Source organism: Leptolyngbya sp. FACHB-8 (assembly GCF_014695575.1).
Taxonomy (GTDB): Bacteria; Cyanobacteriota; Cyanobacteriia; order Elainellales; family Elainellaceae; genus Vacuolonema.
In genome coordinates, this window is the sequence record NZ_JACJOO010000057.1 from 107,038 (window position 1) to 120,314 (window position 13,277).

Here is a 13,277-nt window from a genome sequence, read left to right on the forward strand (position 1 = left end):
ACCCTCTGTTTCTTATTGAAGAAATAGAGGGTTTTATTATTGGTACAAGGAATTTATGAGTTATGTCAACTCTGTTGATTAACCATAAAACCAAAGGCGGGAAGTGTGTAATGCTTCTCATTGCACACTTCCCGCCTTTGGTTTCTTTGACCAGATTTGATATTAGACAGGATATTAGGAGAATTATACGGCAAATAAAAACTTAAACTACAATTGTACTACTCATTAAGCTGGATACATAAGACATGATAGAAGAATCTGTAATTCTCCAAAGAATAAGCGGTTTCCTTAATACTCTTAAAGAATTTGTCCTGAACTGTAAAAACACTAGGGCAATCGACTGTGGTAAATACCAAGGAAACATTCGCTTGGCCTCTAATGTCGTTGTGGAAGTCAAAGCTACAAATGTTAGCTATGAAGAAGGTAAGCTGAGAAATCTAAAGCTAGAGCAATCAGTACTTTTTGGTCCACACTGGGGGTCAGTAGAGTATATCTTTGAAGACTGTATTCTAAATTCGGATGAATACCTTACGCTGCTTAATGATTTAGAAAATCTTTATCAATTTACAGAAGCTCAGAAGAACTTTCCACTCTTCGTTAGGAGAGTGATAAGAACTTTGCTAGAGGGTGAACAAGATACTGATGAAAAATTAAATGAGCTCTCAAGTTTATGTTTGAATAGTTTTTATGGAAGACCCTTTAAATATGGATCTGAGAGTTTTATATATGGAATTGAACTTGAGCTGGGTAACATTCAGCTTGAAGTCCACCAAATCAAAGTAAGGATCAGTAAATTAACTAATGAAGATTTTGAATTTAAGGGCTCGGTTGATGAACTAATTAAATTAGAGAAAGAGAGAAATTTTGCTCCAAGAATTCCATTAGCAAAACTAGAAGTAGAGTTTGACGGCTTTTCAAGGGGAGATATATACCCGAAAACGCAAAAAATTATAACTGCTCTTAGGCTGTTCAGGGTTGGAAGTGTTGATTATAACTGTATGCGAGAGTATTCCAACTCGCTAACGGATGAGGAATTTCTTAGTCTTAATGAGTATGGCTACAAAACTGCAACGATTAAATACTTTAGTAATGTTGGAAATCTAAATAGGGCCTTCGATACATATCAAATAAAGGAAGAAGAATTACCATCTCTGGAGGCTTTTTTAGGGATGATATACTTAGAAATTCCACATAACTTTTATGGCGGTGATCTTAAAAAGAATTACTTAAGCATATCATATGACAGATATGTAACTGCTCTGCTAGATGGTCAGTCTTTGGAATACCGGATAGCGTCTGCAGTTATGGGACTTGAAAGTATCTACCTAACGGAGAGTATGGAGCTAAAGTACCGCTTAAGTGTCAGAGCAGCGAGAGTTCTGAGCATTTGGTCTGATAAGAATTCCAACTTTAGTCCAGGTAAAATCAAGCTGTTAATAAGTTATGCATATGATATTAGAAGTGCATTTGTTCATGGTGATGAACCGAATAAAGATTTGCCGAAAAAGATTAAAAACTATGTCCCGGATATAAACCATTTTCTTCTTGTTATTCTTGGGTACTTACGTATATCCATTGCCCTTCATCTAATGTTAAAAATTAGTAAAAAGGATTTTGTCGCTCAAATTGACAACTCATTAATTGATGATGATTGCTTGTATTTATTAAAAGAGAAAATCCTTGCTTTTAAGGAGGTAATACCTGTTTGACAATTTAAGATAAATGAAATTTGGTGGTTAAAATCAATTTCAACATATTTTAGAAGGAGTATTTGAAAAGATAGATTTTGATTATTCCGCAGTCAACTTCTTGCATGAAGAATTGAGGGAGAGATCACCAGATAAACACCAGTGATGGGGGTTAGAGGAGGCTGATCGCTTGCTAAAGCTGGAAAAGGGCGCTCGCTTGTTGGGTATGAGGGGACGATCGCTTAGTACCCAGCCTAAAAGTTACTTGGCTGAAAAGTGCTTCTGTGGAACTATTAGTGAATCTTTTGGGTCGAGGAGGGTAGAGGCGATCGCTCTAATGCAAGCCTCTTAAAGGCGCAAGACCAGGGAGTGAGCTGATCATTACGATTTCACGAGCAACCACCATGCGAAAAATTATTTGTTTAGCAACCTGTATTGGGGTGCAAAGTTTTCTGCTGCTAGCGCCAGCCCTGGCTCAGGCACCCAGTCGTACCCAAGTACAGATAGGCCCAAGTGAAACATCTCAAGTTATCAACCGAGCTTCACGGGATATCCGGGCTCAGCAGCGTCTTTGGACGGGGCAACGCCTGCGCGACTACCGCTATGTCCTGGAAGTGAGTTGCTTCTGCGCTGAAGAAGTGCGGCAACCTGTGGTGATTGAAGTGCGGGATGGGATTCCCACCTCTTACACCTATGAGTCGACAGGACAGCCTGCCAACCCTACCTATTTTGAAAACTACAGCACCGTTCCCAAATTGTTTAATTTGGTGCGGGCTGCACTCTATCGCAACCCCAATTCTTTGAATGTGCAGTTTAATCCAGAGTTCGGGTATCCCACGCAAATTACGATCGATTATTCGGCCATGATGGCTGATGAGGAGATTTATCTCACCATTCGTGATTTGCAGCCATTACAGCAATAAAATCCGTTATTGCTGTCAGATGAAACAGCACAGGGAACTACAGTTTCCTGTGCTGTTTCATGTCTAGTACGCTGAGGCGGAAATCCATCACCTATGTTTTTGTGTGGGGTGCGAAGCACCCCACACAAAAACATAGTATGCAAACTTAGGCCGCAGCCTACTAGTGATGCATTCTTGTTGTGTGATGTGCTTTATACATACAGCGCTTTTCAAACGCTTGAAATCTGGTTATTTTTGTGAGAGCCGTGCGCCGCGCGGCTCTCACAAAAATAACCGTGGCCGACTCAAGCGCAAAGCGCTGTAACAAGAATGCGTTAGACCTGCTCACACTATCAATTAGGGCCTTGACTCACCCACTTCTTCCAAAATGGCCCAATCTTGATCGTCGCACTGGCCTACTAATAAAGAGAAGGGACTCGAATACTTCTTTAATGCCGAATAGCGGGTTGCTGTAATACGGATATTATCTCCTTCTGGGGTATAGGTCACATTGGAGAAGGTGCTGTAATCACCTCTTGCTTTAGCAACTGGCATAGCCGTAATAATTAACGCCTTCCATTCTGGAGCCTTCATTTCTATCAGGCGCTTTTGTCCATCCGGATAGGTGCGGGTATTCAGCATTCGTCCGCTGTCACAATAAAGGTTCGCTATGGCCGGATCGTAGGCTAACCCTAGCAATTGATAGTTATTAAAGAGAGCTTGAGCATCTTTTGCCGAAGGCTTTTGGGATGTGGAGGTACAAGCTGCACATAACAGGGCGATCGCAAGAACACAAGAATGAGCAATAGTTTTCATTGGAAGCCGATTAGATTGACAGCTAACAGCTAGGTGAACAAGAAGTGAATAGCTTGGCTAACGTAACTGTGAACAGTATACGTTTCCACGCTCTCCGATTCGTTCTTATTCTTCTACTAAAAACTTCGCTTGCTCTGCATCAATCCGTCCTGCCTGATAGAGTGTTTTGGTAATTTCAGACATGGTCAGGACGGAGTACCCCCGGAAACCATGGGCCCGCAATCGATCCTTTACACCCCGTTCGTGGTCGAGTAGCACCACAATGTCTTTGACTTCCAACCCCACCGATTGAAGCTTCCCGGCTCCTTCTATGGCGCTGTTGCCACTGATAAAAACGTCGTCTACCACGACAACGGTTTCTCCGGGATGAAAGTTGCCTTCCACAACGCGACGGGTGCCGTGAGCCTTCACTTCCTTACGGGGGTAGATCATGGGGTAGTTGAGGTGCAGGGCTAATCCCGTTGCGGTAGGGAGAGAACCGTAGGGAATGCCGGCAATGCGATCAAACTGAAGTGTTTTGAGAATCCCTGCATAGGCGTTGAGCACCTGATGGAACAGTTGGGGATTAGAAATAATTTTTCGCAGGTCGATATAATAGGGAAAGACTGCACCGGATGCCTGTACAAACTCTCCAAATAGCAGGCAGCCTACGTCAAAGAGTTGCAGAATCAGATCGACATGAGAATTTTGCTCCGAGGAACTGCCATTGCCAGTCCACAACTCGCAGCTTGAAGCACCCTGCTGAGCCTGGTTGCGTATGGCGTTAATTTCAGTTTTGAGCGATCGCATCAATTCCGCCAAATTCTCCTGGCTCAACCAATCTTGTGGTATTGGAATGAGAAGACCATTGCCATTCTGATTCAGCCCAGCCGTCACAATAGCGTTGACGCTGGCTGCCTCCTGCCAGATGCTACGAGCTAGAATAAGGCGTTCTGGGGCGATCGCTCGAATTTTCGCGAGCACCTCTGGCTGCGTCGTTCCCACTTCCAACCCAACCTGCTCGGTAGGCCCCCAATTGCGCGCTTCCTCAACAACCTGCAAGTAGAAAGGATTGGTCGTGTTGGGATGGTGTTGCAGAGCGATCGCGCCAGGATTGGAGGTGTGGCAGAGAACGAAAACGGCTTTGCCGGGATATACCAAAAAAGGGGCGGCTGAATCCTGGCCTGTAAAAGGGCTGAGGGTAATGGCGTCGACTTGCCATTCCTCGAATACCGTGTGGGCGAGCGTTGTGCTGGTGTTTAGATCGCCATGTTTAGCGTCCAAAATGACGGGAATATTTTGAGGAATGGCCTGTAGCACCTTCTGCAATAGCTCTAATCCAGGTGCTCCGAGAGCCTGGTAAAACCCAAGGGTGGGTTTATAGGCGCAGACAGATTCGGCGGTTTGGTTAATAACCCACAACAACCATTCATATAACCCCTGAAGGTCGTCCTGTCCTGATTTCCTGAAGCGATCGGGTAGCAGTTCAGGGTTAGGATCGAGACTAACGAAGAGGAGGGATTGGTGGTGGGCGATCGCTGTTTCTAACGCTTCAAAGAAAGCCATCAGATTCTTATCGATTGATTGTTCTATTTATATACTCATATTCCATACCTTTAGAAACAAAACTCAGAACTTTGATTTTGCTATTGCTTCACAATTACAAGATCAAGGTTCTACAGCATCTTTAAGTTTATCCAGGTACGAGAGAGGAGCGTAGAACTTCGTTCTACGCTCCTCTCTCGTACCTGATGCACTCGGACAACGGTTTCGCCCGGCGAAACATAGGACAGATGTGTTTTCTGGAATCTTATCTCATAGCAACAGCTCGCAGTCTATGCCTTATGGCTTCTGTCAAAAGGTTATTTTGCTAACGAATGGAATGGAGTAGAAGTAAGTATGACAAATTTCGTAGAAACTCTTTCCATGAATACAATTACTAAATTGTTTGCTACTTTGGGACGTCTGGTAGCTGTAGCTCTTCTCTTTGTCTCGGCAACCGCGTTTGTTTGGCAAGGCGCATTCTTCTCCAATACGGCAGCTGTAGCTGCTCCTGGTAATCCTGTACTTGCGGCGACAACGGATGCAGGTGACAAGGTTCAACGGGAGAACAAGGGTTTTGTTCGGGATACGGCTGAGAAGGTAAAGGAAACCGCTAGCAAAAATGCTAGCCGAGTTGAGCGAGCAGCAGGCGACGACGGTGGCGTTGTTGAACGTAAAGCTCAGCGAGATGCAGCCCGCATTCAACAGAGAGCTGATGAAGATGCGGATCGGACTCAAAAAGCAATTGACAACAACGTCAATGCTATTGAGCGCACTGTTGACAACATCAAAGACGCGTTCACCAAGTAAGAACTAGTCAGTTATCTGCTTTGTTGAATAGTGGCTGAGAACCTAGCCTAAGCTAGTTCTCAGCCACTTTTTTAGGCAGTCTGATTCAATACAGCGCTTCGCGTTTGAATTAGCCACAGTTTGGCACTACGCATTTAGCACCAGGAAGGTTATTTTTGAAAAGCTGTGCTCTACTCGTCTCTTCGAAAATAACCCTTCTAATGGGATTGCGAAGGCTATATGAATGCAAGAATAACCAACAACGTTAACCCTACCTATGACGACGTGTTGGAGTGGGGCTATGACGAAGATTATTACTTTATGGAGCAGGATGAAGACCTTTTACTTTACGGTCTTGACTATGTGCTTGCCCTGCTGGAGTTAGCGCAAGACCCAGCCTGCCCGAAACAGAGCTATGCGCTGTGCATTATTAGCCAATTTGCGCGGATGGCAGCACTCCACCGTAAGCCGCATGACTTGCAGGGTTTAGAGCAGATTATTCATGCCTTGCAATCCACAGAACCTTCTGTGCTGGATTGGCAACACTACGTACGTCGCTTGTTGATTTACCAGCAACATCCTCTAATGGTAGGCAAACAAAAGGCTTGGAACATGGCTCAGGACTTGTTACTAGGCATTGGCCGTATTGGAACTGTCAAGCAGGAGAAGCATGACAAGGCTGATACTTGGCATTTCTCCTTGACTACCAGCATTCAAGAGCATTTGTTTATTAATAGACGAACGGGTATCTATACGTATGAGCGGGCGTATCTGCAACGCAGCAATTCTCATTTTGGAATGAAGTCCTAAAACAGTTCATCGTCGGTGGGCTGTTTCAGGACTCCCAGGCTTGAAGCTCATAATGAAAGTTGCTGTCTGCAACGATAGTTTCGTAGCCTTGTCCTATGGACTTCCTGATATTTGGGAGCCTTGGTAGAAAAAACTAGACGCCAAGACTGTACACGAAGTGCTGACACAGATGTCCGTACAATCATCATGGTTGCTTTGTACAAGTTACTGATTTCTCAGTAAATACTCTATATGCAGCGAGCTGGACTTAATCAGACGATCTGATGATCTGCTTTTTGGGATCCATTTCAGTTATGGCCAAGGTATCCATTTGGAGCACGATCGCCACTCTTGTACTGTGCTTCTTTATACTGCAATTTCCTGCCCGGGCTGAACCGCTACATGCTTTGTCTCCTTTGATACCGACTTCTATGAGCGATGTTTCCAGAGCATCCTGGGAAGAGGTGGAGGATCCATGGGAACCGAGCACAAAGGTTGAGATTGCTAAAATTCGTTCTGGAGTACTGCCGGGTGTTGTGATTGGTGGTCACTATGACGGTTTACTAAAGATTCGACAACAGCGTTATGTGGCATCTGGACGTCTGGACGAACAGTTGGAGAACTCTGTTTACGATCTATTGGAGAATGAACTGAGTGATGCAGGTTTTGAGGTAATGCGATCGCATCCTCACTCCCTCTTCGCAGAAGTCGTTGAGTCCTCAGAACCGGGACGCTTCCTCATCGGCGGAACGATTACTCAAGAGCATCTCAATTCTTACAGTTCATTTTTTAATGAATATACCAACACTGAACGCAGCATTCGGTGGGAGTTATTCGATCGAGATGCGAATAAAATTGTGTACCGTCAAGAAATTGACGGGAGCGCCCAGGTAGAAGGAATTGATAATCCTGCTGCAACCTACGAAGCCATTCGTGCAAGTTTCAGGCAGCTTCTGCACGAACCCCGCTTTATCTCGGTCCTGAATCATCCTGCACCGCAAGACCCGCCTGTTCCGGCTAAGCCTTACAAAATTGAAGCGATCGCCTCAACCAGCCAACCTCTCACCTTGGAGGAGCTGGTCGGACGATCCATTCCCTCTATCGTTGGTATTCGCACCCCAACTGGACGAGGAAGTGGATTTTTGCTCGATTCATCGGGTTTGATTATGACGAATGAGCATGTCGTTGGTTCAGCCTTCTCGGTCAAAATCAGACTTTATGATGGCACTACCTTGAATGGTCATGTGTTGCGGCGGGATACGGTTTCGGATGCTGCCCTGGTGAAACTGGAAGGCGATATGACGAATGTTTCTGGTCTACCCATTTGTCATACCGATGTCGTGCGGGTAGGACAATCGGTGGTGGCGATCGGCAACCCGCTATCCCTTGCCAATACCGTGACGCAGGGAATTGTCAGTGGTTTTCGACGCAACCCCTCCCGCAGCTTGATTCAAACCGATACGGCTGTGAATCCTGGTAACAGTGGTGGACCGCTGCTCAATCGGGATGGCACTGTCATTGGCATTGTGACGGAAAAAATTGCGAGTGAGGGCATTGAGGGTTTGGGCTTTGCTTTACCCATTGGCGAAGTTTTGCAGCGCTTAAATGTTTCGATAGATCCACCGGCGAATTCAAAACTGGATTCCTGTGGCAACCCACTGATGGCCTACAAGTAACTTGACACGGGCTCTATTGTTATGAAGGCGGCTAATTTTGGGTGAAATGCGCATCCCCCGGGCATCTCACCCAAAACTAGCAGATTTTGAATCGGGTGCATCCCACTTTTGTAAGTGAGGCGGGCGAAGCCCGCCTCACTTACAAAAGTTAAATGCTTATGATGAAAAGTGGCGCGGCGCAATGCACCGCGCCACTTTTCATCATAAGCATTTAACTTTACTTGTTATTACAAAAACAACCGTGGCTGATTCACGTGCAAAGCGCTGTACTTAAAAGATGTGAAGTATGGATATTGCAAGGGTGATTTTTGCTACTGATGGGCACTTTAGAAATTAAGAGTTAGAACCTGCGCTTTAGCGATCGCAGCCTCTCCAACGGATCCAACAAAATTACCCCCTACGAAGCGACCCTCGCCCCAACCTGCTTCCTAGGGTATTTCCCAGTGCCTTCTCATTTGGCAAGGTAAGTAGAGCAACTTGAGGCTTTATATCAATCTCTAAATCTTGTTACTGTCTGATCTCCCAATCGTTTATCCAGCCATCTCTTAGAACCTATGTCTGCTTTAACTGCTGTGATTGCACCTCATATCGCATCTTCGCCGACCTTCTCAACATTGGTTGCCATCGACCCGAATGTCTCGGATTATGAAATCCTTGTTTCAGGTGTGCTTCCAGATGTCAGCGTGATTGTGCTTGATGATAAACAGGATGTCATTAACCAAATCACAGCAGCGTTACAACAGCATCCTACAGTTAAAACCCTACACCTTCTGGCTCATGGTGCCCCTGGCGTGTTATTCGTCGGTAACAAACCATTAAAAATAGAATCCCTTGAACACTACAGAAGGGAACTGCGGTATTGGACGATTGAATCACTATTTATTTATGGTTGCCAAGTTGGCCTGGGCAATGTTGGCATGGAATTTTTGCAGAAGCTCCACTGTTTAACAGGAGCTGCGATCGCTGCATCCACCACTAAAACTGGAAGTGCAGCACTGGGTGGAAATTGGCGACTGGAGGTGTCGATTGGAACACCACAACCACCTTTGGCATTCGATGAGGCAATACAGCAGCTTTACCCCGGTGTTCTGGAACTTCTGAATGCGGACGATTATGCTGCCTTAAAAGCCCTCTATCAAAGTACGGGTGGGGAAAATTGGACAGACAATACAGGCTGGAAGGATTGGGACTTTAACAGCAACACACCACCGGATGTGAGTGTGGTGAGCCAATGGAAAGGTGTGAGCTTGATGGGCGATCGCGTCACCTCCATTGGCCTAAGCTCGAATTACCTGAGTGGTACCATCCCTGTTGAATTGGGGACATTGAGTGAACTGCAATCGCTCAATCTTTATGGCAACCAGTTGACTGGCAGCATTCCATCGGAGTTAGGTAACCTGGCCAACCTGACACATCTCTATCTCAATAATAATCAACTGAATGGAGAGGTACCCCAGCCACTGGTTAATCAATTCGGTAATAGCATCACGGATTATGATTTAAGTAATGCACCGTTTGTGACAACGATCGCCAATCAGTCTATTAATGTCAACCAGTCACTCACATTAAATCTGTCGATTAGTGATATTGACACAGCGGGTAACGATACTAACTTGACACTGAGTGTCACCTCTAATGCCACTGCTTTAATTGATAGCAATGGCATTTCTATTAGCGGAACGGGGAGCGATCGCGTTCTGACTCTAACGCCAATCGCTGGGCAAGGGGGAAGCGCCACCATCACAATGACACTTCAAGATGGAAATGGTGAAGAAACGGCGAAAACTTTCACCCTGGATGTGGTCGGGGTGCCGCTTAATGCTCAGGATTATGCAGCCTTGAAGGCGCTCTATGAAAATACGGGTGGAGCCAATTGGACAAACAAGAAAGGTTGGAAAGACTGGGACTTTAGCAGTAATACGCCACCCGATATGAGTGTGGTTAGCCACTGGAGGGGGGTAACAGTAACGGGCGATCGAGTTGTAGCGCTGAGCCTACCTAACAACAACCTGAGCGGTACTATCCCACCTGAGCTGGGCAATCTCAGCAACTTAACCAGCATTAGTTTTGGCTTCAACCATCTGAGTGGTACTATCCCACCTGAGTTGGGTAATCTCAGCAAGCTGACTAACCTTGCCCTGAGAGGTAACCAGTTAAGTGGTAGCATCCCTCCTGCGTTGGGCAACCTGATTAATTTGTCTAATCTTGGTTTGAGGGAAAATCAACTCAGTGGCAGCATTCCTGAAGAGTTAGGCAATCTAACCAACTTGGCTAGCCTTCTCCTGGACAACAACCAGCTTAGCGGCAGCATTCCGACAGCGTTAGGCAATCTGAGTAACCTGCAAAGCTTCAGCCTTAACAATAACAACCTGAGTGGTGTTATCCCAACCGAGTTAGGCAACCTCAGCAAACTAGCATTGGTCGAACTTTCTCACAATCAACTGAGTGGTTCCATTCCGACACAACTGAGTAACCTGGCTAATCTGGAATATTTTCACCTCAATAACAACCAACTGAGTGGAGAAGTACCAGAGGGTATCGTCAGTAAACTGGGTAACAAGATTGTTGATTACAACCTGGATAATGCACCGTTTGTGAGTGCGATCACCCACCAAACGACTACGACAGATAGATCGCTCTGGCTGAATCTATCCATCAGTGATCTTGATACAGGAGGTAATAATGATCCGGCAGGATTAACGCTAACGGCTGTTTCCAGTAACACAACCTTAATTGGAGCACGGGGAATTGCATTCTCGGGTACGGGGAGCGATCGCGTTCTCACCCTTACACCAAATTCTGGGTACACAGGCAATGCAACCATTACCCTAACCCTTCAAGATACGAGTGGTGAAAAGACACAAAAGACTTTCGCCCTGACCGTTAATATTGGTTCCACTGTCACGTCGCTATTTGATACACCTCACAATAAATTTGTGGTGTCGAATGCTTTGCTGAACCTGAACCCCGAAACCCTTAGATCTGGTAGTTCTTTCCTGCTCCGCAATGGTACAGCGAATGCAAACAGGCTCTATGGCACAGGTAGTAAGGATGCTATTTTCGGGCGGGATGGAAATGACCAAATTTGGGGCCAGGGAGGCCATGACTTCATGGCGGGTGGCAGAGGAAATGACATTATCAATGGTGGTGCAGGAAATGATCTGATCTTTGGGGCCTCGGGTCGTGACACCCTGGTGGGTGGTACGGGAGACGATATCTTGATCGGTGGTGGAACCGGCGATCGCATCACCACGGGCACAGGTCGAGATAAGGTGGGCTTTGCGAATTTGACTAGTGGAAATGACATCATCACAGACTTCAATGCAGCAGCAGATGTAATGGTGGTTTCAGCTGCCGCATTTGGGGGTGGGTTACGAGCAGGCACCCTTGCTGCAACGCAATTTCATGTAGGTAGTCGAGCGATTGGAGCTGAAGATCGGTTCATTTACAATCGTCAAACAGGAAGCCTAATTTTTGATGCGGATGGTGCTGGTCGCGGGGGGGCGATCGCCTTCGCAACTCTCAAACCAGGTCTTAGCCTTAGCAGCCAAAATTTCATGGTTGTTTAAGGATCGTGCACTGACTCAGCAGTTCTCAGTATGGGCATCAAAGCCGAGAGTTCGTGCCCTTGGCACGCGGTTTCGGGCCTGATTCCAAAATGAGAATTGCTGCCACTGACGCATAGTTTGTTAAATATTGAGTGTGGAATACACCACACTCAACAAGAATGCTCTACCTAACCTCAGTTCGGGTGAAGGGCGTTTTCGAGTGCCGCGCGTTGCGCGGCACTCGAAAACGCTCATTTTGGCGTGCGCTTTGCGCACGCCAAAATGAGCACTTCAGCTTATCCCGAACTGAGGTTACCTATGGGGACTTGCGCAAGTCTTATAATTGTTAAGGGCAACTGGGTTTCACAGTGCCTTACAGTTATGAGCCGCATGAATGAATCAGTATTTTGCAACAGTGGCGCGGGGGCTAGAAACGCTGGCGGCGCAGGAGTTAGAACAATTGGGTGCGAATGCTGTAGAGCCAGGTTTTTGTGGCGTTTCATTCGAGGGCGATCGCACCCTCCTTTACCGCGTTAACCTCTGGGCTCGGTTACCGTTCCGCATCCTGATGAAACTGCATACATTTCCCTGCCAGGACGCCGAGGATCTCTATCGGGGTATTCAGACAATCGACTGGTCGCAGTATCTCACCCCTGATCTGACGTTAGCGGTGAATGCGACGGGCAAAAGTGAGCAGTTGAACCACACCCATTTCACGGCGCTACAGGTGAAACGGGCAATCGTCGATCAGCAGCAAGACCGTTTGGGCGATCGCTCCGATGTCAATCTGCAATCCCCAGATGTGCAAATCACTGTACACATTGATCGGGAGGTCTGTACCGTCAGTCTTGATAGCTCAGGGCAGAGTCTGCATCGTCGTGGGTATCGTCCAGCGGTTGGCTCTGCACCATTGAAGGAGTCGTTAGCAGCGGCGTTAATTCAACTATCGGACTGGCAGCCTGAGCAGATGTTTTACGACCCGCTTTGTGGCTCTGGCACGTTACCCCTGGAAGCGAGTCTGAAAGCGCTAAATATTGCACCGGGGCTATTTCGCGAGCGATATGGGTTTGAAACCTGGCTCGACGCAGATCGATCGCTGCTAGAAAGCCTGGTACAAGAAGCGAAGGATAGCCAGCGAGAGAGCCTGCCTGCGCCGATCTGGGGTAGCGATCGCGATGAGAATGTGGTTGAACAGGCGATCGCCAATGCAACCACCTGTGGCGTCGTGAACCATGTTTATTTTGCGGCGATCGACCTGGAAGATGTTGCCGCGCCGGCCGATAGTGGCGTGCTGTTCTGTAATCCCCCCTATGGCGAACGGCTGGGTCGAGATAGCGATTTGGGCGCGTTTTATAAACGTTTAGGCGATGTGCTGAAGCAACGCTTCAAAGGCTGGACGGCGTTTGTGCTGAGCGGTAACCGCGCACTCGCACAGTCGATTGGACTGAAATCGTCTCAGCGGTTTGCGGTTTATAATGGTACGTTGCCCTGCCAGTTGATGAAGTATGAATTGTACTAGTTCAATTGGGCGTAAGTTTGCCTACCAGT

9 protein-coding genes are annotated in these 13,277 nt (G+C 46.7%); 7 read left to right on the forward strand and 2 right to left on the reverse strand.

Features of this window, described 5'->3' with window-relative positions:
• Positions 1-245: 245 nt before the first annotated feature.
• Both H6F91_RS14235 and H6F91_RS14240 read left to right on the forward strand, forming a co-directional pair.
• Complete coding sequence (locus H6F91_RS14235) at positions 246-1,709, forward strand: HEPN domain-containing protein (protein ID WP_190772407.1); 1,464 nt, start codon at positions 246-248, stop codon at positions 1,707-1,709.
• A gap of 383 nt (positions 1,710-2,092) precedes the next feature.
• Positions 2,093-2,611, forward strand: a complete 519-nt coding sequence (locus H6F91_RS14240) for a DUF6174 domain-containing protein (protein ID WP_190772408.1) — start codon at positions 2,093-2,095, stop codon at positions 2,609-2,611.
• Positions 2,612-2,947: 336 nt separating this feature from the next.
• On the opposite strand, the gene H6F91_RS14245 is transcribed toward H6F91_RS14240, so the two are convergent.
• The gene (locus H6F91_RS14245) at positions 2,948-3,406 is read right to left on the reverse strand and encodes a hypothetical protein (RefSeq protein ID WP_190772409.1); all 459 of its coding nucleotides are present in this window, start codon (positions 3,404-3,406) and stop codon (positions 2,948-2,950) included.
• A gap of 105 nt (positions 3,407-3,511) precedes the next feature.
• Positions 3,512-4,951, reverse strand: coding sequence for a bifunctional orotidine-5'-phosphate decarboxylase/orotate phosphoribosyltransferase (locus H6F91_RS14250; RefSeq protein ID WP_190772410.1), 1,440 nt, complete (start codon positions 4,949-4,951; stop codon positions 3,512-3,514).
• Between the two features lie 360 nt (positions 4,952-5,311).
• Between H6F91_RS14250 and H6F91_RS14255 the strand changes: the two genes are divergently transcribed.
• The 5 genes from H6F91_RS14255 to H6F91_RS14275 all read left to right on the forward strand — a co-directional run bounded on the left by H6F91_RS14255 (position 5,312) and on the right by H6F91_RS14275 (position 13,248).
• The gene (locus tag H6F91_RS14255; RefSeq protein WP_190772411.1) at positions 5,312-5,737 is read left to right on the forward strand and encodes a hypothetical protein; all 426 of its coding nucleotides are present in this window, start codon (positions 5,312-5,314) and stop codon (positions 5,735-5,737) included.
• Positions 5,738-5,956: 219 nt separating this feature from the next.
• Positions 5,957-6,526: a hypothetical protein gene (locus H6F91_RS14260; protein ID WP_190772412.1), complete on the forward strand. Its 570-nt coding sequence runs from the start codon at positions 5,957-5,959 to the stop codon at positions 6,524-6,526.
• 293 nt (positions 6,527-6,819) lie between these two features.
• Complete coding sequence (locus H6F91_RS14265; protein WP_190772413.1) at positions 6,820-8,181, forward strand: trypsin-like peptidase domain-containing protein; 1,362 nt, start codon at positions 6,820-6,822, stop codon at positions 8,179-8,181.
• Between the two features lie 554 nt (positions 8,182-8,735).
• Positions 8,736-11,750 carry a DUF4347 domain-containing protein gene (locus H6F91_RS14270; protein ID WP_190771502.1) on the forward strand — a complete coding sequence of 1,005 codons (3,015 nt, stop codon included), beginning with the start codon at positions 8,736-8,738 and terminating at the stop codon, positions 11,748-11,750.
• Positions 11,751-12,123: 373 nt separating this feature from the next.
• Entirely contained in the window at positions 12,124-13,248 is a 1,125-nt protein-coding gene (locus tag H6F91_RS14275) for a THUMP domain-containing protein (protein ID WP_190771501.1), read from the forward strand.
• Positions 13,249-13,277 lie beyond the last annotated feature (29 nt).

Excerpts from the sequence above, each read along its gene's own strand:
- H6F91_RS14235 (WP_190772407.1), top strand. The coding sequence starts at position 246 with ATGATAGAAGAATCTGTAATTCTCCAAAGAATAAGCGGTTTCCTTAAT.
- H6F91_RS14240 (WP_190772408.1), top strand. The coding sequence starts at position 2,093 with ATGCGAAAAATTATTTGTTTAGCAACCTGTATTGGGGTGCAAAGTTTT.
- H6F91_RS14245 (WP_190772409.1), bottom strand. The coding sequence starts at position 3,406 with ATGAAAACTATTGCTCATTCTTGTGTTCTTGCGATCGCCCTGTTATGT.
- H6F91_RS14250 (WP_190772410.1), bottom strand. The coding sequence starts at position 4,951 with ATGGCTTTCTTTGAAGCGTTAGAAACAGCGATCGCCCACCACCAATCC.
- H6F91_RS14255 (WP_190772411.1), top strand. The coding sequence starts at position 5,312 with ATGAATACAATTACTAAATTGTTTGCTACTTTGGGACGTCTGGTAGCT.
- H6F91_RS14260 (WP_190772412.1), top strand. The coding sequence starts at position 5,957 with ATGAATGCAAGAATAACCAACAACGTTAACCCTACCTATGACGACGTG.
- H6F91_RS14265 (WP_190772413.1), top strand. The coding sequence starts at position 6,820 with ATGGCCAAGGTATCCATTTGGAGCACGATCGCCACTCTTGTACTGTGC.
- H6F91_RS14270 (WP_190771502.1), top strand. The coding sequence starts at position 8,736 with ATGTCTGCTTTAACTGCTGTGATTGCACCTCATATCGCATCTTCGCCG.
- H6F91_RS14275 (WP_190771501.1), top strand. The coding sequence starts at position 12,124 with ATGAATCAGTATTTTGCAACAGTGGCGCGGGGGCTAGAAACGCTGGCG.